Source organism: Marivivens aquimaris (assembly GCF_015220045.1).
Lineage (GTDB): Bacteria > Pseudomonadota > Alphaproteobacteria > Rhodobacterales > Rhodobacteraceae > Marivivens > Marivivens aquimaris.
Genome location: NZ_JADBGB010000001.1, coordinates 3,122,303 through 3,146,958 on the forward strand (window position 1 = coordinate 3,122,303; position 24,656 = coordinate 3,146,958).

25 protein-coding genes and 2 tRNA genes are annotated in these 24,656 nt (G+C 60.1%); 12 read left to right on the top strand and 15 right to left on the bottom strand.

The window, feature by feature from the left end:
* Positions 1–9: 9 nt before the first annotated feature.
* Positions 10–495, bottom strand: a complete 486-nt coding sequence (locus IF204_RS15500; RefSeq protein WP_194097942.1) for a SixA phosphatase family protein — start codon at positions 493–495, stop codon at positions 10–12.
* Positions 496–744: 249 nt separating this feature from the next.
* On the opposite strand from IF204_RS15500, the gene IF204_RS15505 reads away from it, so the two are divergent.
* Positions 745–1,904 (top strand): IS3 family transposase gene (locus IF204_RS15505; RefSeq protein ID WP_194093722.1). Its coding sequence is split into 2 segments (ribosomal slippage): positions 745–997 and positions 997–1,904, totalling 1,161 coding nucleotides; the frame shifts between segments, so codons are not numbered across the junction.
* 28 nt (positions 1,905–1,932) lie between these two features.
* Here the strand turns inward: IF204_RS15505 and IF204_RS15510 are convergent.
* From IF204_RS15510 to rpmH, 9 genes are all read right to left on the bottom strand, one after another.
* Entirely contained in the window at positions 1,933–2,409 is a 477-nt protein-coding gene (locus tag IF204_RS15510; protein ID WP_194097943.1) for a hypothetical protein, read from the bottom strand.
* A gap of 21 nt (positions 2,410–2,430) precedes the next feature.
* Complete coding sequence (argB, locus tag IF204_RS15515) at positions 2,431–3,306, bottom strand: acetylglutamate kinase (protein WP_194097944.1); 876 nt, start codon at positions 3,304–3,306, stop codon at positions 2,431–2,433.
* Between the two features lie 37 nt (positions 3,307–3,343).
* On the bottom strand, positions 3,344–3,994 hold the full coding sequence (yihA, locus tag IF204_RS15520; RefSeq protein ID WP_194097945.1) for a ribosome biogenesis GTP-binding protein YihA/YsxC: 651 nt from the start codon (positions 3,992–3,994) through the stop codon (positions 3,344–3,346).
* Positions 3,995–4,039: 45 nt separating this feature from the next.
* Complete coding sequence (gene yidC, locus IF204_RS15525; RefSeq protein WP_194097946.1) at positions 4,040–5,815, bottom strand: membrane protein insertase YidC; 1,776 nt, start codon at positions 5,813–5,815, stop codon at positions 4,040–4,042.
* A gap of 122 nt (positions 5,816–5,937) precedes the next feature.
* Positions 5,938–7,452, bottom strand: coding sequence for a putative bifunctional diguanylate cyclase/phosphodiesterase (locus IF204_RS15530; protein WP_194097947.1), 1,515 nt, complete (start codon positions 7,450–7,452; stop codon positions 5,938–5,940).
* Positions 7,453–7,513: 61 nt separating this feature from the next.
* A complete protein-coding gene (ttcA, locus tag IF204_RS15535; RefSeq protein WP_167636991.1) occupies positions 7,514–8,380 on the bottom strand; it encodes a tRNA 2-thiocytidine(32) synthetase TtcA in 867 nt (288 codons plus the stop codon).
* A 24-nt stretch (positions 8,381–8,404) separates the two neighbouring features.
* On the bottom strand, positions 8,405–8,626 hold the full coding sequence (yidD, locus tag IF204_RS15540) for a membrane protein insertion efficiency factor YidD (protein ID WP_167636993.1): 222 nt from the start codon (positions 8,624–8,626) through the stop codon (positions 8,405–8,407).
* Positions 8,623–9,015 carry a ribonuclease P protein component gene (rnpA, locus tag IF204_RS15545; protein ID WP_407658934.1) on the bottom strand — a complete coding sequence of 131 codons (393 nt, stop codon included), beginning with the start codon at positions 9,013–9,015 and terminating at the stop codon, positions 8,623–8,625. The genes yidD and rnpA overlap by 4 nt, the downstream gene beginning before the upstream one ends.
* Positions 9,016–9,035: 20 nt before the next feature.
* Complete coding sequence (rpmH, locus tag IF204_RS15550) at positions 9,036–9,170, bottom strand: 50S ribosomal protein L34 (RefSeq protein WP_140194174.1); 135 nt, start codon at positions 9,168–9,170, stop codon at positions 9,036–9,038.
* A 255-nt stretch (positions 9,171–9,425) separates the two neighbouring features.
* On the opposite strand from rpmH, the gene IF204_RS15555 reads away from it, so the two are divergent.
* The 8 genes from IF204_RS15555 to IF204_RS15590 all read left to right on the top strand — a co-directional run bounded on the left by IF204_RS15555 (position 9,426) and on the right by IF204_RS15590 (position 17,059).
* On the top strand, positions 9,426–10,136 hold the full coding sequence (locus tag IF204_RS15555; protein ID WP_194097948.1) for a TVP38/TMEM64 family protein: 711 nt from the start codon (positions 9,426–9,428) through the stop codon (positions 10,134–10,136).
* Positions 10,133–11,497, top strand: coding sequence for a dihydrolipoyl dehydrogenase family protein (locus IF204_RS15560; protein ID WP_194097949.1), 1,365 nt, complete (start codon positions 10,133–10,135; stop codon positions 11,495–11,497). The genes IF204_RS15555 and IF204_RS15560 overlap by 4 nt, the downstream gene beginning before the upstream one ends.
* Before the next feature lie 15 nt (positions 11,498–11,512).
* The gene (locus IF204_RS15565; RefSeq protein ID WP_194097950.1) at positions 11,513–12,913 is read left to right on the top strand and encodes a sensor histidine kinase; all 1,401 of its coding nucleotides are present in this window, start codon (positions 11,513–11,515) and stop codon (positions 12,911–12,913) included.
* 62 nt (positions 12,914–12,975) lie between these two features.
* Positions 12,976–13,052: transfer RNA gene (locus IF204_RS15570), tRNA-Arg, on the top strand.
* 135 nt (positions 13,053–13,187) lie between these two features.
* Entirely contained in the window at positions 13,188–14,186 is a 999-nt protein-coding gene (locus IF204_RS15575) for a DNA topoisomerase IB (RefSeq protein WP_194097951.1), read from the top strand.
* A 105-nt stretch (positions 14,187–14,291) separates the two neighbouring features.
* Positions 14,292–15,581 (top strand): hypothetical protein, encoded by a 1,290-nt coding sequence (locus tag IF204_RS15580; protein ID WP_194097952.1) that lies wholly within the window; start codon positions 14,292–14,294, stop codon positions 15,579–15,581.
* The gene (locus tag IF204_RS15585; protein WP_194097953.1) at positions 15,578–16,336 is read left to right on the top strand and encodes a COG3904 family protein; all 759 of its coding nucleotides are present in this window, start codon (positions 15,578–15,580) and stop codon (positions 16,334–16,336) included. The genes IF204_RS15580 and IF204_RS15585 overlap by 4 nt, the downstream gene beginning before the upstream one ends.
* 99 nt (positions 16,337–16,435) lie before the next feature.
* The gene (locus tag IF204_RS15590; protein WP_194097954.1) at positions 16,436–17,059 is read left to right on the top strand and encodes an HAD family hydrolase; all 624 of its coding nucleotides are present in this window, start codon (positions 16,436–16,438) and stop codon (positions 17,057–17,059) included.
* A 42-nt stretch (positions 17,060–17,101) separates the two neighbouring features.
* Here IF204_RS15590 and IF204_RS15595 read toward each other — a convergent pair whose 3' ends face one another.
* The 3 genes from IF204_RS15595 to IF204_RS15605 form a co-directional block, all read right to left on the bottom strand.
* On the bottom strand, positions 17,102–18,640 hold the full coding sequence (locus IF204_RS15595; RefSeq protein WP_167637014.1) for a tripartite tricarboxylate transporter permease: 1,539 nt from the start codon (positions 18,638–18,640) through the stop codon (positions 17,102–17,104).
* 1 nt (position 18,641) lies between these two features.
* Positions 18,642–19,073 carry a tripartite tricarboxylate transporter TctB family protein gene (locus tag IF204_RS15600; protein ID WP_194097955.1) on the bottom strand — a complete coding sequence of 144 codons (432 nt, stop codon included), beginning with the start codon at positions 19,071–19,073 and terminating at the stop codon, positions 18,642–18,644.
* Positions 19,074–19,174: 101 nt separating this feature from the next.
* Entirely contained in the window at positions 19,175–20,164 is a 990-nt protein-coding gene (locus IF204_RS15605; protein WP_194097956.1) for a Bug family tripartite tricarboxylate transporter substrate binding protein, read from the bottom strand.
* A 172-nt stretch (positions 20,165–20,336) separates the two neighbouring features.
* On the opposite strand from IF204_RS15605, the gene IF204_RS15610 reads away from it, so the two are divergent.
* From IF204_RS15610 to IF204_RS15620, 3 genes are read left to right on the top strand one after another with little or no spacing between them, the layout of a single operon-like run.
* Positions 20,337–21,014: a response regulator transcription factor gene (locus IF204_RS15610; RefSeq protein WP_167637021.1), complete on the top strand. Its 678-nt coding sequence runs from the start codon at positions 20,337–20,339 to the stop codon at positions 21,012–21,014.
* Entirely contained in the window at positions 21,001–22,395 is a 1,395-nt protein-coding gene (locus IF204_RS15615; protein ID WP_194097957.1) for a sensor histidine kinase, read from the top strand. Before IF204_RS15610 ends, IF204_RS15615 begins: the two co-directional genes overlap by 14 nt.
* Positions 22,392–23,417: an ABC transporter substrate-binding protein gene (locus IF204_RS15620; RefSeq protein ID WP_194097958.1), complete on the top strand. Its 1,026-nt coding sequence runs from the start codon at positions 22,392–22,394 to the stop codon at positions 23,415–23,417. The genes IF204_RS15615 and IF204_RS15620 overlap by 4 nt, the downstream gene beginning before the upstream one ends.
* A gap of 4 nt (positions 23,418–23,421) precedes the next feature.
* On the opposite strand, the gene IF204_RS15625 is transcribed toward IF204_RS15620, so the two are convergent.
* Both IF204_RS15625 and IF204_RS15630 read right to left on the bottom strand, forming a co-directional pair.
* Positions 23,422–23,498, bottom strand: a tRNA-Arg gene (locus IF204_RS15625).
* 83 nt (positions 23,499–23,581) lie between these two features.
* Positions 23,582–24,508 (bottom strand): MYG1 family protein, encoded by a 927-nt coding sequence (locus IF204_RS15630; RefSeq protein WP_194097959.1) that lies wholly within the window; start codon positions 24,506–24,508, stop codon positions 23,582–23,584.
* Positions 24,509–24,656: the final 148 nt, after the last annotated feature.

Genomic DNA, 24,656 nt, shown 5'->3' on the forward strand with positions numbered 1-24,656 from the left:
GGGCCTTTTTTATTCCAGATCTTTGGGAATGACGAAGTCGGTGACTTTGCCCTTTTCAATGTCCCGCCAACTGTCCTGTTCGAAATCCAGAACCGTGGTCGCAAGCGTCGGATAGGCGTGGAATTTCGGATGTGCAGCAGGCTCGGCCGCAAGCGCGTATGCCAGCTCCCCGATGCCTGGATTATGGCCGATCAGAGCGACGCAAGCCTCGTCATGCGTTGAAAGCTCGCGGAACATGACGTCAGGCGTTGCGAGATAGAGCGCATCTTCGTAGATCACTGTGGTTTCCAGCGCGAGCAGGTCCAGCGTTTCACGCGTCCGCACAGCAGCAGAGCAAAGCACGACGTCCGGCACATAGCCGTTCTTACGCAGCCAACGTCCTACCAATGGCGCCTGCCTGCACCCACGTTCGTTCAGATTGCGCTCTTTGTCCGGCTGGTTCAGGTCACCCCAATCCGATTTTGCGTGGCGGATCAGGATCAGTCGTTTCGGCATCTTAGGAACTCTTGCAATGAATAGGCGGACTGGGCAGCGGGGCGATTGGCCGAGCCGATAGGGCATGACCTTCTGACGCGGCAACCCATCGTCAAGCAATCACGACCGGCTGGCGATCTCAGAAAGGTGGCGCATTTCGCGGTATCGTAGCCATCGGCGGTCAATGCGTCTGACCTGCCCCCAAGAAACTGGGCCATTCAAAAGGAGAGTTTGTTCTCGTAACGTTCGAAGCAACGAGGAGAACAAAGAATGCGTAAATCACGTTTCACGGAAGAACAGATTGTCCGGATTTTGCAGGAATATACGGCCGGGGCGAAGGTCGCGGAGCTGTGTCGCAAGCATGGCATGTCGGATGCGACGCTCTACAAGTGGAAGAGCCGGTATGGGGGCATGCAGGTTTCCGAACTGCGCCGCCTGAAAGATCTGGAAGCCGAGAACGCTGAACTCAAGCGGCTTCTGGCGGATGCCATGCTCGACAATTCGGGTCTGAAAGGGCTGCTGGCAAAAAACTCCTGACGCCTGCACACCGCCGGGATGCCGTGAAGACGCTGATGGCGGATCATCAGTTCACGGAGCGGCGGGCGTGCAGGCTGGTCGGGATTTCGCGGTCGAGCCTGGCCTATCGGGCACGGCCAGACCGCCATGTGCGACTTCGAGAACGCCTGATCACTCTTTCAGGCAAACACAGGAGGTATGGTTATCGCATGCTGCATGCCAAGCTTGTCCGCGAGGACTTCAAGGTGAACGTGAAGGTCGTCGAGCGCCTCTATCGGGAGGAGCGCCTATGGCTGCGCCGGACGAAGCGCAAGAAGATCCCGCGCGAGGCGCGTGAGGGCAGTTGGTGCCCGATCGCTGCCAACCAGCGTTGGTCGCTCGACTTCACCAGCGATGCGTTGGCCAATGGCCGGAAGTTCCGCACCGCCAATCTCAAGGACGATTGCACCCGCGAATGCCCGGTGATCGAGGTGGACTTTTCTCTGCCTGGTGAGCGGGTTGTGGAAATGCTGGAGCGGGTTGCCCGGGAGCGAGGATACCCCGATATCCTGGTCGTTGATAACGGCCCGGAACTTCGTGGTCGGGCCATGGACAGATGGGCCGATGATCACGGCGTGCAGCTGTATTTCATCGACCCGGGGAAACCTACGCAGAATGCTTACATCGAGAGCTTCAACGGGCGGTTCCGCGAGGAATGCCTGAACCAGCACTGGTTCACGAGCATCGGTGAAGCCCGAGAGATTATCGAAGAATGGAGGGCCGATTACAATACGGAACGCCCGCACAGCAGCTTGAAGTATCAGACGCCGGAGGAGTTCGCCGCAGCGCGGCCCTTCGACAAAACGCAATGGGCACCGACGCTTGAGCTACCTGATGGCTCCGCGCCTGCGCCCATTGCTCACGCAGCCGAATGATGGCACACAAAAGGGGAACAGGCTCTTCTCACAAGTGGCCCTGAGAAAAGGGGCAGGTCACGTCGACAGGGCAGGAGGAGAGGCACGGGCGCCGTTCGCAGGTGGGGCAGGGTGCCGCAGGTGCGTCGATGCTTACAGGTTTGTCGAAGGCAAGTGCGCCGCGAAAAGACGCAAACAGTCCCGCCGTCCCGTCGGCAAGGAGCATGACTGGCGAGGCGCATGCCCCAGCCTTGATGGCCCATCTGTAGAACGGGCGAAACGGCGGCCCGGTGAACGGAAACAGCGGCTCTGCACCCAATGTCTCGGCAATTTCGCCGATCACACGGGCAGACCAGCTATCGAGTGGGTCGGCATGGCCGTCGGTCCATTCGGGCGACGAGGTGAATACGCTCCAGAAATGCGGTTCATCGGGTGCCAACATGACAACGGCCTGCACCTCATCGGGCAGGCCGTCATCGACATCGGGTTTGAAGGCGCCAGCTGCGCGCAGGCCGTGCTTGGCCATTATTTCGCGCAGCGCGTCCAATCAGGTGCGCGGAACGACGCGCGGCGGCGTGGTGCGGATCATTGAACCCGCGCCGTGCTCCGTGAAGAGCTCGAGAAGGCAGGCGTTGGACACGCGGCCGTCCATGATGACCACGGCGCGGACACCGTCCTCGACCGCTTTCAGCGCGGTTTCGGTTTTCGGGATCATGCCGCCCGCGATGGTGCCGTCAGCGATCATGTCGCGCACGTCATCGGGGGTCATCTGTGTGACGATTTCGCCTTCCTTATTCTTCACGCCCGATACGTCGGTCAATAGAAGCAGGCGGTCGGCTTTGAGGGCGCCCGCAATCGCGCCCGCTGCGGTGTCGCCGTTCACGTTGAAGGTCTCGTTGTCCTTCATACCGGTTGCTACCGGCGCGATGACAGGGATGATGCCCGCAGCAAATAGGTCGCGCAGAACCTGCACGTTCATCTCGACCGGCTTGCCGACGAAACCGAGTTCCGGATCATCCGCCTCGCAGACCATCATGTCGTCGTCTTTGCCCGACAGACCGACAGCGCGGCCACCTTCGTCCATGATCGCCTGAACGATCCGTTTGTTGACCAGGCCGGTGAGGACCATCTCGACGACTTCAACGGTTTTCTTGTCGGTCACGCGCTTACCGCGCACCCACTCGGACTCGATGCCGAGCTTCGAAAGCATGTCGTTGATCATCGGGCCGCCGCCGTGCACGACGACAGGGTTCACGCCGACCTGGCGCATCAGGACGATGTCGCGGGCAAACTCCGCCATCGCTTCCTGATCGCCCATGGCGTTGCCGCCGAATTTGACCACGACGATCGCGCCCGAGTATCGCTGCAGGTAAGGCAGTGCCTCTGACAGCGTGCGTGCGGTTGCAATCCAATCTCGGTTCATTTCTTGTTTCCTCACGTCCGGTCCCTTTCCGGGTTGGTCAGTCGATAGCGGAGATAATAGCGCGCAAAGTTGCAATGCCATCGCCTTTGTCGGACGACGTCAGCACAATTTCGGGGAATGCAGCAGGGTGACGCGAAAGCGCTTCACGCGTTGCTTCCAGCGATTCATTCAGCTGCTTCTGCCCGATCTTGTCGACTTTGGTCATCACGACTTGGAAGGTCACGGCAGAACGGTCGAGCAGAGTCATGATCTCTTCATCGACCTTTTTCGCGCCGTGGCGCGCGTCGATCAGAACGAAAACGCGGCGCAGGGTCTGGCGACCTGAAAGGTACTGTTTGAGCAGATTCTGCCACTTTTCGACCACGGCGACGGGCGCATTTGCGTAACCGTAGCCAGGAAGGTCGACGATGTAGCGTTCGTCACCGACGGTGAAATAGTTGATTTCCTGCGTACGGCCCGGCGTGTTCGACGCCCGCGCGAGGCCCTTGCGGCCAGTCAGCGCGTTGATCAGGCTCGACTTGCCGACGTTTGAACGACCGGCAAAACATACCTCGAGCCGGTCCGCGGGCGGCAGGCCGTTCATCGCGACGACGCCCTTGAGGAAGTCGACGGGGCCAAGGAAAAGCTTGCGGCCGGTTTCGAGAGTGAACTCGTCAGGCTGTTCGACAATCGGAAAAGTCAGTTGCATCGGGGTTCCCCTGTAAAAGGGCCGCCCTGAGGCGGCCCGATGTGTTTACTTCGTTGCGTCGGCTTTGTTCTTGCGGAGCCCGCCGAACATGTTGCCGAGCACATCGGGCTTATGTCCGTGGCTTCGCATGATGCCATACTGCTGCACGAAAGTAATCGTGTTGTTGGTGATCCAGTAGAGCACCAGACCCGAAGCGAAATTGCCGAGCATGAACATGAAGATCCAAGGCATCCATGCGAAGATCATCTTCTGCGACGGATCGGCAGGGGCCGGATTCAGCTTCTGCTGCAGCCACATCGAGATACCCAGCAGGATCGGCAGGATGCCGAGCGAGATGATCGCGAGGAAGCTGGTCGGCTCCGGCGCGGCCCACGGCAGCAGACCGAAGAGGTTCAGGATCGACGACGGATCAGGCGCAGACAGGTCGTTGATCCAGCCAATCCAAGGCGCATGACGCAGTTCGAGCGTGACGAAGATCACCTTGTAGAGCGAGAAGAAGATCGGAATCTGCAGCAGCATCGGCAGACAGCCGGACGCCGGATTGACCTTGTTGTCGCGGTAGAGCTTCATCATGCCCTGCTGCAGACCAGCACGGTCATCGCCCATACGCTCTTTGAGCTTCTCCATTTCGGGCTGCAGTTCCTTCATTTTCGCCATGGAAACGTAGGATTTGTAGGAAAGCGGCAGCACCAGCGCCTTCAGAACGAAGGTCAGGACGATGATCGACCAACCCATGTTGCCAATGAGCGCGTGAATGTTGTGGAGGAGCCAGAAGATCGGCTTTGTCAGGAAGAAGAACCAACCCCAGTCGATGGTGTTGATGAAGTTAACGATGCCACCATCGTTCTGGTAGGCGCGGATGGTTTCCCATTCCTTGGCGCCTGCGAAGAAGCGGGTCGAAACAGTCGTCTCGCCGCCGGCAGCGACGGTTTCGCTCGGCATGATGGCATCGGCTTCGTAGACGTCATTGGTGCCGAAATAGCGCGAAATGGCTTCGAACGGACGGGTCTGATCGGGGATCAGCGTCGTCATCCAGTAGTGGTCGGTATAGCCGATCCAGCCGCTTTCGGTGACTGTTGTACGGTCGGCGGCGGTTTCGTCGGCGATGTCTTTGTATTTGATCTGGTCGAGCGAGCCGTCGGCCATGCGGATCAGGCCTTCGTGCAGAACGAAGAAGCCTTCGAGATCGTCCGGTTCGGTATAGCGACGGATCAGGCCGTAAGGCGCAACGGTTGCGTCTGCGTCGCCATTGTTAACGACAGACTGATCGATGGTGATCATGAACTTGTCGTCGACGGTATAGGTGTTGCGGAAGGTCAGGCCGGCGCCGTTGTCCCATTTGATAGTGACGGGGCTGTCGGGGCTGAGCGTTTCGCCCTCTTCCAGTTCCCACATTGTGTCCGGGCCAGGAACGGCGTCGGCGGCGACGCCCTGATTGGCGCTCCATCCGAAGCTGGCGAAGTAGGCATCGGTGCTGCCCGAGGGGCGCAGCAGATGGATCGTGTCCGAATCCTCTTCGACCGAAACGCGGTAGTCGGTCAGGTAGAGGTCATCGAGGCGGCCGCCCATCAGGTTGATCGAACCCGACAGCTCAGGCGACTCGATCGGAACGCGCGGTGTGTCAGCTACGACTTCGGTCGGGACAGCTGCCACGCCCGGAGTTGCCGAGTTCGCGACAGGTGCATCAAGCGTTTGTTCTGCGGCGACATCCTCGGCCACTGCGGGAGATTGCTCCGGCAGGGGGAAGAGGGTGTACCACACGCCGAGCACACCCGCGCAAAGCACGAGCGCCAACAGCATATTTCTGTTCTGATTGTCCATCTGAACTGCCTATTTCGCCTTATTTTGGTCGGGTTGGTTCAACAGGCCACAGGCTCAAAGGTCAAGCGGTTTTGCGATGTTTTGCAGGCGAACGGGCTTTTGTTTACTCACATTTGCGAAGGTCAGCACGCCCTGAGATGTTGGGTCGGTGGGCTGATCCGCTGTGCCGTGTAGTTCGAAATCCAGTCGTCCACGAGTTCCGGCGCAAGCGGGCGAGCAATGCCGTAGCCTTGGACCTCGTGACAGCCCAGCTGGGCCAGTTTCGCGCGCTCCTCCGACGTTTCGACCCCTTCGGCAAGAGTTTGAAGGCCCAGCCGCTCCGCCATCGTCAAAATCGCAGCCACCATTTTCTGTTGTTCAACATCTTTGTCGATCCCCGAGACAAAGGAACGGTCGATTTTGATACGTCCGACCGCGTAGTTGCGGATCGACGTGATCGATGCGTGGCCCGTGCCGAAATCGTCTAGATCAAGACTGCATCCGAGGCGCGCGAGGCCGGAAAGATTGCTAAACAGGACCTCATCCGCCTGATTGGCGACGACCGTTTCCAGCACTTCGACGGCGATGCGGTCGGGAAGAAGGTGATACGACCCGACGCGACACCGAATACGGTCGACAAGGTTGCTGGCATGGAGTTCCTCGCTGGAGAAATTCACACCAACACGCGGCACGGTGAAACCCTTCTGGTCCCAGCGCGTGATGGCTTCGAGCGTGTCGTTCAGGATCACCTCGCCGAGCCGATGCATCATATTGGCCTGCGCAATGGCTGGCAGGAAATCGAGGGGCGGGATCAGGCCCCGGTCGGGATGTTGCCAACGGGCAAGCGCCTCAAAGCCGGTAATCTCGCCTGTCACCGTCGATACTTGCGGCTGGAAAAACGCGCGGATCTCTCCGTCGTGGAAGGCGCGGCTGATCTGTTGCATCAGGCTGTTGCGCGCTTCAATGCGGCTGCGCATGGCTGGGGAGTAACTGCGAACGGACGATGGACCGTGGCGTTGCGCCTCTATCAGCGCATTAGTCGTTGCTTGCAGCAGGTCTTCGGTTCGGGTCGACGAAATGCGGTCGGACATCGAGAACCCGATGGAAGCCGTCATGTGAACGTTCATCCGTCCCACGATTAGCGGACGTTTGACTGCTTGCTGGATGCGGGAGGCGAGCTCTAGTGAGTCTTCGATGTCAGGTTTGCTCGACAGATCGGTCATGACGGCGAAAGAAAATCCGTCCATGCGTGAAATCAGGTCGGTCTCTCGAATGTTCAGCTTGATCCGATATGCGACGATCCGCAGGATTTCTTCGATCCCGTCGCGGTCGTGCACTTCTTCCAGCAGCTTGTGCCGGTCGATCTCAATCAGGAACAGTGTGCTGAATTTACTCCGCCGCTGTGCCTGAACCAATCGCCGGTGCGCAGCGGTCGTGAACGCATCGCGGGTCATCAGGTCGGTCACGCGGTCCAGCTGTACATCGCGCGATAAAGCTTTCAAAAGAACCGGAGGGATGGCAGCGCCAGCAACAAGGCCCGCGTAGCCAAGCGTCTCGAAACCGGCGAAAGCTCCGATTGGCGTGATGACCGAAAGCGGCACACTTTCAATTGTGCGCCGCAGGTTCTGGGTCACAGCATTGTACCCGATATTCAACATTGTCTTGTCCTTCGCCGTAGCAGTCTTGCCGCCACGCTAAGGAACAACGTTGACCGGATCGTTAACGCAGATCGGGAATATCGTTAGAATTGTTCTGTTTGCGCTCGCCGATCTCGAGGCCCTTGAAGTCGAACAGAGCGGGGTCGAGCAGGTGCGACGGGCGTGTATTCATCAGCGCGCGGAACATCTTTTGGCGGCGACCAGGGGCGTTCTTTTCCCACTGATCGAGCATCCCTTTGACCTGCATACGCTGAAGGCCGTCCTGCGAGCCGCAGAGGTCACAGGGAATAATCGGGTAATTCATCGACTTGGCAAACTTCTCGCAATCGGCCTCGGCAACGTATGCGAGGGGACGATAGACGAACAGATCGCCGTCCTCGTTTACCAGTTTCGGCGGCATCGTTGCGAGGCGCGAGCCGTGGAAGAGGTTCATGAAGAACGTTTCAAGGATGTCGTCGCGGTGGTGGCCGAGCACAACAGCGCTGCATCCTTCCTCGCGCGCGATCCGGTAGAGGTTACCGCGGCGCAGACGCGAGCAGAGCGCACAGTAGGTGCGGCCCTGAGGGACTTTATCGACAACGATGGAGTAGGTGTCCTGATACTCGATCCGGTGCGGAACGCCCATGTCCTCAAGGAACTTCGGCAGCACGGTCGACGGAAAGCCAGGCTGGCCCTGATCGAGGTTGCAGGCAAGGATATCGACGGGCAGCAGGCCGCGCCACTTCAGTTCATAGAGAACCGCGAGCAGTGTATAGCTGTCCTTGCCGCCCGACAGGCAGACCAGCCAGCGCGCGTCGCGTTCGATCATGCCGAAATCGTCGGTCGCCTGACGCACATTCTGCACGATGCGTTTGCGCAGCTTCTTGAATTCGGTCGACTTGGGAGCGCCGTGGAAGAGCGGGTGGATGTCGTCGAGATCGTCGAGCATGGCGGCCTCCGAAGGCGCTATCTATCAGTCAGGTACGTTGTCGATGCCGGAGCTGCCCCAAGGGTGGCAGCGCAGCAGGCGGTGAACTGTGAGGTAGGTGCCCTTGATCCCACCGTGCTTTTCCAGCGCTTCCATCGCGTAGGCAGAGCATGTCGGCTGGAAGCGGCAGCTGTGGCCGATGTAGGGCGACAGGACCACGCGGTAGGCGCGCACGGGCAGAGATATGACCCACGCGAGCGGGGTCATTGGTGCACCTTTTTCAGTGCCCAGATAAGGTCACGCTTCATCTGGTCGAAGTTATGGTCGGCCGTCATGTCCTTACGTCCGACGAGGACATAGTCCCAACCGTCGCGGCCATGCTTTTGCATGATCAAACGCGCGATTTCGCGCAGACGACGTTTGGCGCGATTGCGAGCAACCGCGTTACCGACTTTCTTCGAGCAAGTGTAACCGACGCGCAGAGGCTCTTCGTCGCCGCGCTTGCGTGCCTGAAGGTGAAAGCCTTTAGTCCCCTGACGACGCGCGGATGCGGCACGCAGGAAATCGGCCCTTTTTTTCAGGACTGGCGGACGAACGAAAACCGCCGTAGGCGCGGCCTCGGCGGTCTGCGTCTGGTCAAGCTGTTGCGAAGTCACTGATGACCTCGCGGCGCCAATCAGGCGCTCAGCTTCTTGCGGCCACGTGCGCGACGGGCGTTAAGGACTTTACGGCCAGCCTTAGTTGCCATGCGGGCACGGAAGCCGTGACGGTTCTTGCGAACTCGGTTCGAGGGTTGGAACGTGCGCTTCATCGCGTTCTCTCCGGTCTAAAAGAAGGCCGAACCCGTCTCAGGATTCGAGGCCGTTAAGCATTCGAGGCCCTGCCTTTAGTCGCGATACCGTCATGTGTCAACGCGGCTCACCGTGGTTTTTGCCCTGATCCCACGATTCTCCGCCTTGTTATTGCAACAATTTATCATAGCGGCGTGAGAACCCTATCCGGCGCGCTATCTTTCGGCCATTGAGCGCTTATTGCTCGACCTTATTTTACGCGGAAAACCGACCCTATGCCACGATTGATCCGGCTAATGCCTATCGCGATCCTCGCTGTAGCCGCGGCGATTCTCTACGCGATGTATGGCGAGTATCTCAGCTTTGATGCTCTCCGAGATCAGCGTGAGGCTTTGCTGGCTTACCGCGATAGTCACTATGCAGCTGCGGTGCTCATCTTTCTTGCCGTCTACGTTGCTATCGTTGCCACCTCGATTCCGGGTGCGACGATCATCTCGCTCACGGGCGGCTTCCTGTTTTCGATCTTTCCCGGGCTTCTGCTCAACGTGATGGGGGCGACTGTCGGCGCGACGCTTCTGTTCCTTGCTGTGCGTTTCGGTTTCGGCGATGCGCTGGTGTCCCGTATCGATTCGAGCTCGGGCCGCGTGAAGCGGATCAAGGACGGCATCGACGAAAACCAGTGGTCGGTTCTCTTTGCGATGCGCCTCTTGCCACTCGTGCCGTTCTTTGTCGCGAATCTGCTGCCCGCGCTCATGGGAGTGCCTCTCTATCGCTACGTTGTCACAACGGCGCTCGGCATCATCCCGGGCACGTTCCTTTATACATCGGCGGGCGCGGGACTCGGCGCTGTGTTCGACGCGGGAGAATTGCCCGACGCGTCGAGTTTTCTGGAACCTCGCTATCTTGTGATCGTTATCTTGGTAGTTTGTGCGGCGCTGGTGCCGAGCATCTGGAAGCGCTGGCAAGGCAAAAGGACGCCTCAATGAACACTATCAAAACAGATGTCTGCGTAATCGGCGCGGGCTCCGGCGGTCTGACCGTCGCCTCCGGCGCAGTGCAGATGGGTGCCAAGGTTGTCCTGATCGAAGCTGGTAAGATGGGCGGCGATTGCCTGAACTACGGCTGCGTTCCTTCCAAAACCCTGATCCACGCGGGCCGCGTTGGGATGAGCTACGCTGGAGCCATGGCCGACGTCGAACGTGCCATTTCGACGATTGCTCCACACGACAGTCAAGAACGTTTCGAGAAGCTCGGCTGCACAGTCATCCGCGAGACTGCGCGATTCGAAGATGAGAACACCATTATCGCTGGCGACACCCGTATCGAAGCGCGGCGCGTCGTGATCGCAACAGGCTCTTCGCCCATGGTGCCGCCAATCAACGGCATCGACACTGTACCGTACCTGACCAATGAGACGCTCTTTGCGCAGCGCGAGACGCCCGAACACCTGATCATCATCGGCGGCGGCCCTATCGGGATCGAGATGGCCTTTGCGCATCGCTCGTTCGGCTGCGAAGTCACCGTCGTCGACGGCGATGCTGCGCTCGGAAAAGACGACCCTGATGCGGCCAAGATTGTGCTCGACCGGCTTCGGGGTGAGGGCGTCACTCTGATGGAAGGCGCAAAGGTCGAAGTGGTATCGCCCGAGAATGGCGTCACTGTTCGAACGTCCAAGGGCCCCGTGACCGGCTCGCATCTGCTCGTAGCGGCAGGGCGGAAGCCCAATCTTGATAAGCTCGACCTCGATAAAGGCAATGTCCTGCGAACCAAGACAGGCGTCGATGTGGACGATTCTCTCCGTTCGGTAAGCAATAAGAAAGTCTACGCGATTGGCGATGCTGCAGGCGGAATGCAGTTTACTCACCTTGCGGGCTATCATGGCGGGGTCATCATCCGCTCGATGCTGTTCGGCATTCCGGCCAAGGCCAAGACCGCGCACATCCCGCGCGTCACCTATGGCTCGCCCGAACTGGCCCAGATTGGCCTAACCGAAGCCGAGGCTCGCAAGGAACACGGCGACAAGCTTACCGTCATTCGCGAAGACCTCAAATCGAACGACCGCGCAGTGACGGCCGGCATCACCGAAGGTTTCATCAAGCTGATGGTGCACAAAGGCCGACCTGTCGGGGTTACCCTCGTTGCGCCGAACGCTGGCGATCTGATCGCACCGTGGGCGCTGGCGATGGCGAACAACATGAAGCTTTCGGCTATGTCGAACGCTGTTTTTCCCTATCCGACGCTCGCCGAGATTAACAAACGTGCGGCAGGTTCCTATTTTAGTCCCAAGCTGTTCGACAGCGCGCTGGTCAAGACTGTCGTCGGCCTCGTGCAGCGCTGGCTCCCGTAGGAGCACGGAGGATCAATGTTCAAGACACTCTCAGGGCGCTTCCTGTTCCTGACGGTCATCTTTGTACTGTTGGCGGAGGTTTTCATCTTCGTTCCTTCCGTTGCGCGCTACCGGCAGGATTATCTGTCGCTACGCCTCGAACGTGCCCAGATCGCGTCGCTTGCGCTGCTTGCCGACGGGATGATCTCCGACTCGCTTGAAAAGGAACTGCTGGATAACGCCGGTGTCTTTAACGTCGTCCTTCGCCGTGACGAGGTGCGCGAGCTTGCGCTGTCATCACCGATTCCCTCGCCGATCGTCGCGACTTACGACTTGCGCGATGATGGCGCGGTGACGCTGATTTCAGACGCGCTGTCGGCCATGTTTACCAAGGGCAATCCGATCATCCGCGTGATCGGCAACCCTGTGCAGGACGGCGGTCTGCTGATCGAAGTTACGATGGAGCAGGGGCCCTTGCGGCAGGCGATGCTGGAATATGGCCTGAACGTCTTTATCCTGTCGGCAGCGATCTCGATTATTACTGCGATGCTGTTGTTCGTTGCAGTCCGAACGTTCCTTGTTGCGCCGATCAAAGGCGTGGTGCGGGCGATGTCGGTCTATGCCGAGGCGCCCGACGATGCGAGGCGCATCATTAATCCGACTGCAAGCGTGGCCGAGATTCGCGAGGCTGAAGACGCGCTGCGGTCGATGCAGACACAGCTGACAAGTGCGCTGAAGCAGCGCGAACGCCTCGCCCAGCTTGGCGAGGGGGTGGCAAAGGTCAGCCACGATCTACGCAACATCCTCACCTCGGCCCAGCTGTTCACCGACCGCATCGAGGTGTCTACGGACCCGGTCGTGCAGCGACTCGCGCCTAAACTGGTCAACTCGATCACTCGCGCCGTACACCTGTGCGAAAACACGCTGGCCTTTGGACGCGCTTCCGAGCCGCCGCCGAACCTCACCCGCTTTGCGCTGGCCGAGATCGTGTCAGACGTCATCGACAGCGAACGTTTGTCTGCGGGCGATTATGACATCTCGTTTGCAGAGGACATTCCCGCCTCCATGACCGTTCGTGCCGATAGCGAGCAGCTTTATCGCGTCATCGGCAATCTTGTTCGCAACGCCCGTCAGGCCATCATGAACACCGGCGATTCCGGTGAGATCAGCATTCAGGCCAGCGAGGATGAAAACCGCTGGCGCATCGTTGTGGCCGACACCGGACCGGGGCTGCCGATGCGTGCAAAAGAGCATCTTTTCCAGGCTTTCCACGGCGGCGCGTCCAAAGGCGGTTCCGGCTTGGGCCTTGTTATTGCTTCGGAATTGATCCGCGGGCACGGCGGACAGCTTGGTTTGCTGTCTACCGGACCGGAGGGCACCACCTTCGAAATCATCCTGCCGAAGAGCGACTTCCAAATTATTTCGACCGAGTCATAAAAAAGTTGCTTTTCGCTCTTGCGCTCCCCGAACGCTAAAGGTACATCGCCCTCACTCACCGCGGACTGGTAGCTCAGTTGGATAGAGTACTTGACTACGAATCAAGGGGTCGGGGGTTCGAATCCTCCCCAGTCCGCCACTTCCCTCCCGAAAGTGTAATAAATCCAACTGGCTAAGCAGCCGGATGCGGTTTGCTGTTCGCTCGATGCGACCGTCGGGAACCCAAACATATCTTAAAATGTTTCCTTTCCACGTTATCGAGTGGAGGAGGCCTATGCCGGACGGTCAGGTGCTATCTTGCGGGTTGGTACATACGTCCGACCGCGAACCGGGTTTCCTGCGTCGCCGCGCGGGCAAAGGGTTCAGTTACCGTGACCCTGACGGCAAAAAGCCGGACGAGATTGCGCTCGAGCGTATACGAGGCCTCGGTATCCCGCCCGCTTATGAAAACGTGTGGATCTGTATGCTCGACAACGGGCATCTTCAGGCCACGGGCATCGACGTGTCGGGCCGCAAGCAGTACCGCTATCACCCGCTCTGGTCGTCGGCGCAGTCCGAAACCAAGTTTTCCCAACTGATCGCTTTCGGTGAGGCGTTGCCGTCTATCCGTCGCCGTGTGCGGCGCGATTTGCAAGAGGACGCGGGGGACATGGCCTTTAGTCTCGCCGCGCTGGTTCTCCTGCTGGATCGCGGGCATTTGCGGATAGGCAATCCTGCTTACACCGCCACGAACCGATCATTCGGCGCTACGACGTTGCTTTCGCGGCATCTGTCGCTGGGGGATGGAGTGGTGAAACTGAAGTACCGCGCGAAAGGCGGCAAACGGGTGCAGAAGAGCCTGCGCGACAAGCGTCTTCACAAGATCATGCAGCAGATCGGCGACCTGCCCGGCAAGCAGCTGTTTTCGTGGATCGACGAAGGCGGTCAGTCACGCAGCCTCAGCTCGCACGATGTGAACACCTACCTGTCAGACATCACTGGGCAGAATGTCACCGCAAAGACATTTCGTACATGGGGCGGAACGCTCGCCGCATTTGAAACCGCGCTTGCCACAGACGAAGGCGAACGCTTGACGATCAAGGCGATGGCCGAAGCCTCTGCCGAGGTTCTCAGCAACACGCCGACTATCAGTCGTAAATCCTACATCCATCCTGATGTGCTTGACCTTGCAGAGGTGCCTGATCGCCACAAAATGCTGTCGGGTATCACTGCGCCTGAAATGGCCGAACTGCGCGTAGCGGAGCGGAAGCTCCTGACTTTCCTCGGCCGCTAAGCCGTTCACATCACCGTAGATTTTCCTTTCATCGCCGCCGCGCGCTTGATCTGCCGTGCTTGCAGCAACACTTTAATGGCGAAACCTCATAGGAGACGGCACCGGATGACAGACCGCTATGCGCCTCAGGGCGACAACGGCCATGGCCTGCGACATGCAAGGGAACTCGAAGGACATCTTGCTTGGCTCGATACTTTTTCCGGTGCCGCGCTGGCGGTTCTCTCGACCGCTTCGGGCATCTACACCTACCTCGGCGTCTCTGGCTTGCTGGATGACACGGGAGCGTTTTCGTTTTTTGCCGCTGCGGCCTATTCCATCGCCGTGTCGGTCGGCATCTTCGTCTTCTGGTCCTATCTGATGCGGCTTTTGCCAGCGATGAGGACAACAGCCTCTAAGATCAAACTGACCGGCGCAATGGTACTGGGCTGCGGCGCCATCATTGCGATGTCATCATGGCTGAATGCGGCGGCGCTTGCAGGTGCGGCCGCGGTTGAACAGCATTTGGCGGAAACCGTGCAGGACTATCAGGTCGCGCTGGAGCAGGCCCACGACACCGCAATCACTGCGCAGGCGTTGGAGCGCGACGTCGCCCGCGTGCGTCAGAGCTTCGAGGATCTGTCCGCTCAGGAAGCGGACGGCAACCTTTCCGGCCTTGCAGGTCGCGGCGCTGTCTTCCGTGTGCTGACCCAGAAGGCTGCCGAGCTGTCCGCGCTTGAAGAACAGATCGCCCAGCAAGCGCCGTTCATCGAGGCTGCTTTTGACGAAGGCAACGCCACGCTTTCGCGTATGCGCGCACTGACGGTAGAGCAGGGGCCTGTTGAGTCCCGCTCCGTTGCGTTCAGCGAGGAAGCCGTGCGCCTCGCCGGTCTCGTTGCGCAGCTCCGCCAGTTCTCGGTCGCGCCGCTGGTTGAACGAGCAGCCGCTGACCTGTCCGAATCTGTGGTATTGCCTGAGCTGGATAGCCGCACGACGGACGGGCAGGCGGCTCAGCAACAGACGATTACGTCGGTGCTCGAAGTCCTCCAGCTTCGCGCGGCGTCTCTGTCGCAGGCGGCAGAGGAAGTGCTCGCTCGCCCCGCGCCGCCAGAGGTGATCTACACACCTGTTTCTGCGGCAGACGCGGTGATCCTCTATGCCCGCAACTTCATGCCGTCTTGGGCCGGTGCGATTGCCATCGACCTGCTGCCTGCCGTGCTCGTGCTGATCCTGATGGTCACCCAATCGGCCATTCGCGCTGGGCGGGGTGATCTGCCGCCCGAAGACACACTCACGCTGGCTGAACTCCGCGCCGCGCTTCATGCGATCCGCGAGGTCGAAACGGCTGTCGAACTGCGCACTCCGCCGCGCGATGTGGTTACGCCAACCGACGCGCCCAAACCGAGTGTGACCGATTGAGCGGGAAACCGAACACCGTTCGACGCGCTATCCTCGCCATCCTCGCTTTTCAGATCGGGATGGCGATTGTGCTGGCTGGCGGCGATCTGATGAGGGCGCTGCCGTCGCTCATCGCGCCGTCGAACCAGCCCTCGCTCGACAATCCCGTTAGTCCCGGCGATCAAACGCGGCGCTTTCGGCCCGCAGACATTCCTGCCCGCCCCGGCAATCCCGACCGCGTGACGGATATCCCGTCGCCGGGGAACATGCCGTCGCGCCTACGGTTCGAGGAAACGGGCGATGCCGTTCTGCTCACCGGCACCATCGCCGGCGGTGATGCCGATCGGTTCGACGAATGGCTCGAAGGGCGCGATGCGCCGCAAACGATCCGCCTCCATTCACCTGGTGGCTCTGTTATGGACGCGCTCGCGATTGGCCGCACGATCCGAGATATCGAAGCCGATACGGTGATGGAAAGCGGAGATATCTGTTTCTCTGCCTGTCCGTATGTCCTCGCCGGGGGCGTAACGCGCACCGTCGATGAGGATGCGCTCGTCGGCGTCCACCAGCACTATTTCGACGAAAACGTCGCCCTTCCCGCATTCATCGCGGTCGAGGATATCCAGCGCGGGCAAGCCGCTGTGGTCGGGTATCTGAGCGATATGGGCATCGACTTGCGGATCATGGAGTTGTCGCTCTCGACCCCGCCGGACGAGATTTACGTACTGCTGCCCGAAGAGCTTGATGAGTACGGAATGACAACGACCGAAAGTTAAATGCTTTTTGGGGTATTTCTCAGGTCGCAATCGCGTCTGTCATGACCTATGTCCAAAAAAAATATATGGGACAGCCCGCAACGCCGGGTGGATAGGTGTATGAGCAATAATTTCCGGTTCGATGCGGTTTTCTGGGATATGGACGGGACGCTGGTAGACAGCGAGCCGAACCACCTGCGGTCTTTTGTCGACGCAATGGGCGCGCTGGGCCTGACGATCCCCGATGACTTCCACGATCGGACGCTCGGGATGACCGAAAAGGACGTGCACGAGTATCTGTGCCGCGACCTCGGGTTGGAGTTGGACCTCGTCGAATGGGCGCAGGCCCGCTTTGATGCCTACGCCGCAAAGCCAGAAATGGTGAAGCCGCATGAGGTCGCTTTCCCGATCTGGGAAAAGCTTGATGAGATGGGCGTGCAGCAGATGGTCGTGTCCAACTCGGACCGTCTCATCGTCGAATACAACCTCGAACGCGTTGGCCTACTGCGTCCGCAGCTGAAAACCATCAGCCGCAATGACGTGATCAAGGGTAAGCCGGATGCCGAACCCTATCTGCGCGCGGCGTACCTCTGCGGTGTCGAGCCGCCGAAATGTGCTGTGATCGAAGATAGTGCGACCGGATTGGCGGCGGGTGTCGCGGCCGGAATGACGGTCTTTATGATGCCGGAGTTCGCGTCCGAGACGCCTCATCCATATCAGCCCATCGCATCGCTGCTGGGCTAAGTAAGAGGCCCTCCGCGAGATGATCGCGGAGGGCCTTTTCTTTTAGTCCGAAATCGAACCTTCTTCGTCGCGCTTCTCGTGCATCTGCTTCTTCACCTTGCCGCCGATGAACAGCGGGATGATGAAGCCGATGATGCCAATGGCCCAGAGGGTCAGCGCGAGCGGGGTGTCGATCAGGGTGAACCAATCGCCATTGTCGATGCTGATCGCGCGGCGGAGGTTGTTCTCCATCGAGTTGCCGAGCAGCGTGCCGAGGATGACCGGTACAAGCGGAACGTCCAGCTTGCGCAGCACCCAGCCCATGACGCCGAAGCCGATCATGACCAGCAGGTCGAAGCTCGAACCCGAGATGCCGTAGATACCGACGAAGCTGACCATAGCCACGATGGGCATCAGGACGCGCGACGGGATCATCAGAACGCGGGTAAAGATGCCGACCATCGGGATGTTCAGTGCCAGCAGCATGAAGTTGGCGATGAACAGCGCTGCTATTAGGCCCCAGACCACGTCAGGGTTCTGGGTGAACAGCAGCGGACCAGGCGTGATGTTGAGCGACAGCAGGACGGCGAGCAGAACAGCGGTCGTACCCGAACCCGGAACGCCGAGTGCCAGCATCGGAACCAGCGCGCCACCAGCAGCAGCGTTGTTACCGGCTTCCGGTGCAGCGACGCCGCGCGGGTCGCCTTTGCCGAAGGTGCCCTCTTTGTCGACCAGACGCTTCTCCATCGAGTAGGAGATAAACGAACCCAGCGAGGCACCTGCACCCGGCAGAACGCCAGCGAGGAAGCCGAGCACCGACGTGCGGAGCATGGTCGGAGTGGTCTGCTTGATCATCGACATCGGCGGGTAGAGCTTGCCGATCTTGATCTTCGTGGCGTCGGCATCCGAACCGCCGTGACGGTTTTCAAGGAAGATGAACACTTCGGAAAGCGCGAAGAGGCCCACGATCGCCACGAGGAAGTCGAGACCGTCATAGAGGTGCACTTCGCCGAAGGTGAAGCGCGGAACGCCGGTCTGGGTGTCGACGCCGATAGTCGCAAGGCCAAGGCCGAGCGCAGCGGCGAAGGCCGACTTAGCTTGGTTGGTCGAAGACACGCCGCCCAGCGTCATGAACGCGAGGGTGAACAGGGCGAAGTATTCAGCCGGTCCGAACAGCAGGGCGATCTTGACCAGCTGCGGTGCCAGCAGGATCAGACCCCACGTTGCGAAGAATGCGCCGACAAAGGACGCGATACCCGAAAGGGACAGCGCCTCGCCCGGTTGGCCTTTGAGTGCCATCGGGTGCCCGTCGAGACATGTCATCATCGCAGGCTCGTCACCTGGAATGTTGAGCAGGATCGACGAAATACGGCCCCCGTACATCGCGCCGTAGTAGACCGAGGTCAGCAGGATCAGCGAAGGCGTTGCGCCAAGGCCGAGCGTGAAAGCCAGCGGGATTAGGATGGCGACGCCGTTTGACGGGCCAAGACCCGGAAGGGCGCCCATGATCGTGCCGAGGAAACAGCCCAGAAGGGCCAGCGCAAGGTTCTGCCACGTCAGAGCGATGGCGAAACCGTCCGCGAGTGATGCGAAAGTATCCATATCAGAAACCCCACGGTCCACGAGCGAGCGACAGGCCCAGCGCGAGATGGAAGATGACGTAGATGCCGACCGAAGTGCCGACGCCGACAAGGATCGCTTCGAGCGGCTTGGAGCCGAGACGCCACGACATGTAGGCAGCGGCGAATGCGGTTGCGACGACGAAGCCGATCTCGGGCAGGGCTTCGGCGTAAATGATCATCACGACGGCTGCCGCAACGATTTCGACGAAGCGGAGCAGGCTCGGCCATGTCGGTTCGGGGTCAGGGCGCAGCGCGATCACCAGCGACGATATGCCGAGGATGGTTGCGATAATCAGTGGGAAGGCCTTCGGACCGACGATATCGGAGAGGAAGCTCTCCTCGATCTGGAATGCCGCAAAGGCGAAACCGATCGAAAGAAGAAGTCCGAACAGGCCGAAGATGCGATCACTCATGATCCACTCCTTCGACAACAGAATGTTATGAAAAAGCGCGCCCCGAGAGGCGCGCCGGGAGGTCTCCGGCCAGCGCTATGTCCGGCCGGAGAATTCAGCAATTAGTTGATGATGCCGATTTCTTTGGAGATCTGCTGGATCTGGGCAACCGAGTCCGAAACGAAGGACTGGAATTCGTCGCCCTGCAGGTCGAGCGGAGCCAGACCGTTGTTGGCCATGATCTCTTTCCATTCGTCCGAAGCGTAGAGGTCACCGATGGCCGAAACCCAAGCATCGTATGCTTCGTCCGACATGCCGCCCGGTGCATAGAAGCCGCGCCAGTTTGCGCCGATGGCGTCAACGCCTTGCTCTTTTGCGGTCGGGAAGTCAGCGAACTCGCCGTCCAGACGCTCAGGCGAGAGAACTGCGAGGACTTTGATGTCGCCCGAGTCTACGAAGCCTTTTGCTTCCGAGATGTCACCGGTGAAAGCCTGAACCGAACCAGCGAGCAGCTGGGTCACAGCTTCGCCGCCGCCATCGAATGCGATGTACTTGACCGAACGGACATCATCGATGCCGTATGCGTTTGCAGCGATGAGAACCTTCAGGTGGTCCCAGCCGCCAACAGCCGAACCGCCAGCAACCGAAGTCGAGGTCGGGTCGTTTTTGATAGCGTCGAGCAGCTGCGGAAGAGTTTCGATTTCGCTGTCGGCAGCAACGGCGATCACACCGTAGTCAGCGCCGATCGAAGCGAGCCAGCGAACCTGCTCCATGGTGTTGCCCGGGTATGCACCCTGAGCCAGACGGGTCGCGGTCGCCGACGATGCAGCAACGATCAGGTCGTTGTCGTCGTTACGCTTGTTCACGACTTCGGCGTAAGCAACGCCACCGCCACCACCAGCGAGGTTCACGACCTGCATGGTCGAGTCGATCAGACCGAGGTCCTGCAGCGACTTGCCAACCTGACGGCAGGTGAAGTCCCAGCCGCCGCCCGGGTTAGCCGGAGCGATACATTCGGGGTTTTCGGGGCTGAAATCCTGAGCCGAAGCGGCGAATGCCGACATGCCAAGGATAGCTGCCGCAACGAAGGTGCGGGTTGCAGTGAATTTCATGTTTTTCCTCCTATCGACGACCTTACCTCTGATGGGCTTTGGTCGGGAAACCCGTGGAAATGACCGCAGATTGCGGCCCCCCTCCGCACGGGTTAGACTTCAATAGGGGATGAACCTGTCATGAACCTGTCAAACGGTCATGACGTGGGATAATCGGCGGAGGATAGTGCGAATGAGGGTTCTTCTGGTGGAAGACACCACTGACCTTGCCGAAGGCGTGGCCGCCCATTTCGCGCGTATCGGGATTGCTTGCGATCTTGCCCCTACACTGGAGTCCGCCCGCGATTTCCGCGCAGTGCAGAGCTACGACGCCACGGTGCTGGACATCAATTTGCCCGACGGCTCCGGCCTTGCGTTGCTGAACGAGATGCGCGGGGCAGGGGACCGGACGCCGGTTCTGATGCTGACAGCTTTGGTCTCCGTCGATGACAGGGTCGGTGCCTTGGACCTAGGCGCGGACGATTATCTGGTCAAACCTTTCGATCAACGCGAACTGGAGGCGCGCCTGCGTGCGCTCGTTCGTCGTGATGCCGATCAAAAGGGTGGGGATCTGCAACTCGGCCCGCTGTCATTTTCGCCCGCGAACCTGACGGCGACGCTTGGCGATAAGCGTCTGGATTTGACACGGCGAGAGGCGGCGCTGCTTGGCGTCCTGATGCGTCATCCCAATCAGATCATGTCGAAGACGCGCCTCTACGACTCGCTGTTCAGTTTCGAGGACGCCGATGTCGGTGTGAACGCGATCGAGCTCTACACCGCCCGCCTCCGCAAAAAGCTCGCGGGGAGCGGTGTGTCGATCTTTACCCAGCGCGGCGTCGGCTACCGGATCGGGCTAGATGAGCAGGAATAGCCGCCCGCGCAGCCTCGTCACCCGTCTGACGGCTGCGGTATTCTTTATCCTTTTGGCCGGCGGTCTGCTCGTCGCGGGAGCGACGTTCTACAACGGTCAGCAGGCGGCGCGGACGGCATTCGATCGCGTTCTTGTCGGCGCAGCTAGTGACATCGCCGAATCCATCCGCATTCAGGACGGATGGCCCATCGTTGACCTTCCCGTCTCCGCTTTTGAGCTGCTGGCACAGGCCCCCGACGATCGCATCTACTACTCCGTTCGCGGCCCGGGCGGCACGGCGATCACTGGCCTTGGCGGGGACGTCCTGCTGGATGCGCCGCGCACCAACACCCAGCCCGTTTTTATCAACGACGCATTGCAGGGCGAGGAGGCGCGCTTCGTCGTCCTCCCCCGCATTTTTGCCGAGCGCGATTTTTCGGGCGAGATCACGGTCATCGTCGGCCAGACCCTACGTGCCCGCCGCGATATGGCGCTCAACCTGATGATCGACGCGCTCTGGCCGATGGCTCTTGCAGGGGCGGCTCTGCTTGTCTTCGCATGGTTCGCCATTCGCTCTGCCATGCGCCCGCTTGAAGCTGTGTCCGACGACCTGACCCACCGCGACCCCTATGACCTGACGCCGATGTCGACCGAAGGAATGCCGCGCGAGCCGAAGGTCATGCTCGATGCGATGAACCGCTTCATGGGGCGCCTCGACAATCAGTTCGATGCGATGCGGAACGTGATTTCCGACACGGCTCACCAGCTTAGGACGCCCGTTGCCGCCATTCGCGTGCTGGCCGAAACCACGTTGGAAGAGCAGGACCAGACCGCCCGCGATCGCGCGATGGAGCGTCTCTTGCTCCGCACACGTTCACTGGGCACGCTGCTTGATCAGCTTCTCTCCCGCGCTTTGGTCATTCATCGCACCGAGGCGGCTCCCCGCGTGGAATTCGATCTGCGCGAAGTCGCCCTCGATATCATTGAGCGTCGCGACCACGATCTGCTCGCCCCCGACAAAGAGGTCCGCCTGATTATCGGAGAGGATCCCGTCCCCGTCTCCACCGACGAATTCTCGGTCGGCGAGGCCGCGAAAAACCTGCTGTCGAACGCTTTGAAATACGGAAAGGCGCCTGTGCTGATCGGTGTCGACCATATCGGCAATGAAGCTTCGATCTGGGTGCAGGACACAGGCGCCGGGCCGGATGACGCGATCATCGACCGGCTCGGTCAGCGCTTCGCTCGCTCGGTCAACAGCCGCGAAGAAAGCATCGGTCTCGGGTTGTCCATTGTCGCCAGCGTGGCGTCGGCCTTCGATGGTCGTGTCGATATGCGCAAGAACGAGGAGGGCTTCCGGATCTCGCTCGTCCTTCCTGCCCGCACGAAAGGTCCATCCGTATGAGGCTCATTCTCGCGTTTCTCCTCATCTTTCCTTTCACGCTTCAGGCGCAGGAGGCGACGCAGACTTTCGGCTCCGGCCCCCAGATTTTCCGTCTCCGCTCGACTACCGATATCGACATCCTTGGCCCAGTGATCGCGCTCTTTGCAGAATTGAACCCGGGCATCACGGTCAATTTTGAACAGTGGGGATCAAACGCGCTGTTCGAAAATAGCCGCACCGCTTGCGAAGGTGGCGATGACCCCGCCGACGTGGTGTTTTCCTCCGCCGTGCAGCAGATGGTCTGGCTGGTGAATGCGTCTTGTGCGCGGCCATACACATCGGCGCTGACCACCGCGCTGCCTGACACACGCCGCTGGCGGAACGAGCTTTGGGGCATCACACAAGAACCCGCGGTCATCGTCTACAATCGCGATCAGATCAAAGGTGCCGACGTCCCGCGCACCCGCTTTGCCCTGCTTGACCTTATGCGGACACGGCCTTCCGACCTGCGGGGCCGGATTGCGACCTATGACATCACCGAATCCGGCCTCGGGTTTCTGTTCGCCCACAGCGACAGTCTGGAGGCGTCCACCTTCGGCGCGATGCTCGAAGGCTTCTCCCGCGTTGGAGCCGTCGCGACCTGCTGTTCGGCGGAGATCATTGACGGCGTCGCGTCGGGCCGTTTCCAGATCGCCTACAACGTCCTCGGCTCTTATGCCGCCAGCAACGAGCGCCCGAACGTCGGCATCATCACGCCCGAGGATTACACGCTGATCCTCTCGCGCGGTTTCATGATTCCCAACAATGCCCGCCAGCCGCAGATCGCTGAGCGCCTACTGGATTTTCTGCTGGACGAAGAGGCACAGCAAATGCTCGCGGATGTCGGCCTACGCATGGCGCACGCGCCCGAAGAAACCGGAATGCCCGTCAGCGCCCGCCGCCCGATTGCGCTGTCTCCGACGCTCCTGATCGCGATGGATCAGGGCCAAAGGCGCCAACTCTTCGCGCTCTGGTCCAGTGCGTTTGAGCCAGATGTTCCGTGATAAGTGGCGACCCCTGAAGGAATCGAACCCTCAACCTGCGGATTAGAAGTCCGCTGCTCTATCCAATTGAGCTAAGGGGCCGCAACGGGCGGCGAGCCGCCCGAGTTCGGGGAATACCCGTGGTCATTGGGGGAGGCAAGGGAAATGCCTTGCCTCAAAGCCCGTCAGTTCGCCTCTGCTGCAGCGACAGCGCGATTGGCCATTTCGAGGATCGCCTCGCGGCTGTCGGCGATGGCGAGGAACAGGGCGTTGTGGCAGAACTTCGCGCCTTTGACGCCAGAAGCCTCCTCCAGCGCTTCATCGGTCAGGCCCGCCCATGCTGCGGGAAGGTCGGCGCGCTGCTCGAAGGTGTCTCCGCCAACGCGGATGCCCGACAGGGACCAGTCGGTGTCACGCGGCGCGATGACGAAGAGCAAGTGATCGGCGCCAGCGCGCTCGACTGCGGGGCGGAACGGCATACCCATCGGCAATTCGAGCACGCGGCCTTCGCCGGCGTCCTCGATGGCTTTCATCACAATGGATTCGGCGCGGCGCTTGGCGGCTTTGTTCTTGATCGACGCTTCAACGAAAGCGCGGGCGACGATCAGCGCCTCTGCAAAGGCTTCGTCGTCGGCGCCCGGGGTGCGGTTGTCGAAAACGGGCTTCAGGCTTTCCAGAAGGACGGGCAGGGTGAGGCTGGAAAAATGCGGACCTGCGATCGAGGGGTTCACCACGCCGTTGTCCATCAGGTCGATCGGTAGAACGAAGCCTTTGTCGAAGGACTTCCAGATCGTCTCGATATCATCCTCAGGCACGCCAGAGGCGCGCAGGTATTCCTCGCCGAAGTGCTTCCAGACCAGACCGAAGGAACTGTACGGCTGTTCATCTTCGCGCAGCGGCGAAGGGCGTTGGTGGTGGTCGAAAATCATCGCATCGGCGACGTAGTCACGGCCCACGTCATAGATGATCTTTCCTTCGCCCGGGATGATCCACTCGGGGTCGCGGCTCCGGACGATCTTGGCCTCGGGGTAGAGGCGGGTAAGAATCACGGAGGACAGAAGCTCGTCGGCGTGGAAGCCGCCGGAGTGGGTCACGAGGTATTGGATGGTCATGGAAATAGGCGCCAGTGCAATTCGGATAGGCAGGGACTAGGCCTGCGCGGGTCGCGCGGAACCTAGCCGAGGCAAAACCCTATGACAAACAGATAGAAAATTCATCACTGACGCGAGCGACGCGCCCTGCGTCGTGTTCGACCATTGA

Excerpts from the sequence above, each read along its gene's own strand:
- IF204_RS15595 (WP_167637014.1), bottom strand. The coding sequence starts at position 18,640 with ATGGATACTTTCGCATCACTCGCGGACGGTTTCGCCATCGCTCTGACG.
- IF204_RS15500 (WP_194097942.1), bottom strand. The coding sequence starts at position 495 with ATGCCGAAACGACTGATCCTGATCCGCCACGCAAAATCGGATTGGGGT.
- IF204_RS15600 (WP_194097955.1), bottom strand. The coding sequence starts at position 19,073 with ATGAGTGATCGCATCTTCGGCCTGTTCGGACTTCTTCTTTCGATCGGT.
- argB (WP_194097944.1), bottom strand. The coding sequence starts at position 3,306 with ATGAACCGAGATTGGATTGCAACCGCACGCACGCTGTCAGAGGCACTG.
- IF204_RS15620 (WP_194097958.1), top strand. The coding sequence starts at position 22,392 with ATGAGGCTCATTCTCGCGTTTCTCCTCATCTTTCCTTTCACGCTTCAG.
- IF204_RS15580 (WP_194097952.1), top strand. The coding sequence starts at position 14,292 with ATGACAGACCGCTATGCGCCTCAGGGCGACAACGGCCATGGCCTGCGA.
- yidC (WP_194097946.1), bottom strand. The coding sequence starts at position 5,815 with ATGGACAATCAGAACAGAAATATGCTGTTGGCGCTCGTGCTTTGCGCG.
- IF204_RS15590 (WP_194097954.1), top strand. The coding sequence starts at position 16,436 with ATGAGCAATAATTTCCGGTTCGATGCGGTTTTCTGGGATATGGACGGG.
- IF204_RS15630 (WP_194097959.1), bottom strand. The coding sequence starts at position 24,508 with ATGACCATCCAATACCTCGTGACCCACTCCGGCGGCTTCCACGCCGAC.
- IF204_RS15615 (WP_194097957.1), top strand. The coding sequence starts at position 21,001 with ATGAGCAGGAATAGCCGCCCGCGCAGCCTCGTCACCCGTCTGACGGCT.
- IF204_RS15605 (WP_194097956.1), bottom strand. The coding sequence starts at position 20,164 with ATGAAATTCACTGCAACCCGCACCTTCGTTGCGGCAGCTATCCTTGGC.
- IF204_RS15530 (WP_194097947.1), bottom strand. The coding sequence starts at position 7,452 with ATGTTGAATATCGGGTACAATGCTGTGACCCAGAACCTGCGGCGCACA.
- IF204_RS15510 (WP_194097943.1), bottom strand. The coding sequence starts at position 2,409 with ATGGCCAAGCACGGCCTGCGCGCAGCTGGCGCCTTCAAACCCGATGTC.
- ttcA (WP_167636991.1), bottom strand. The coding sequence starts at position 8,380 with ATGCTCGACGATCTCGACGACATCCACCCGCTCTTCCACGGCGCTCCC.
- rpmH (WP_140194174.1), bottom strand. The coding sequence starts at position 9,170 with ATGAAGCGCACGTTCCAACCCTCGAACCGAGTTCGCAAGAACCGTCAC.
- IF204_RS15575 (WP_194097951.1), top strand. The coding sequence starts at position 13,188 with ATGCCGGACGGTCAGGTGCTATCTTGCGGGTTGGTACATACGTCCGAC.
- yihA (WP_194097945.1), bottom strand. The coding sequence starts at position 3,994 with ATGCAACTGACTTTTCCGATTGTCGAACAGCCTGACGAGTTCACTCTC.
- IF204_RS15555 (WP_194097948.1), top strand. The coding sequence starts at position 9,426 with ATGCCACGATTGATCCGGCTAATGCCTATCGCGATCCTCGCTGTAGCC.
- IF204_RS15610 (WP_167637021.1), top strand. The coding sequence starts at position 20,337 with ATGAGGGTTCTTCTGGTGGAAGACACCACTGACCTTGCCGAAGGCGTG.
- IF204_RS15565 (WP_194097950.1), top strand. The coding sequence starts at position 11,513 with ATGTTCAAGACACTCTCAGGGCGCTTCCTGTTCCTGACGGTCATCTTT.
- IF204_RS15560 (WP_194097949.1), top strand. The coding sequence starts at position 10,133 with ATGAACACTATCAAAACAGATGTCTGCGTAATCGGCGCGGGCTCCGGC.
- yidD (WP_167636993.1), bottom strand. The coding sequence starts at position 8,626 with ATGACCCCGCTCGCGTGGGTCATATCTCTGCCCGTGCGCGCCTACCGC.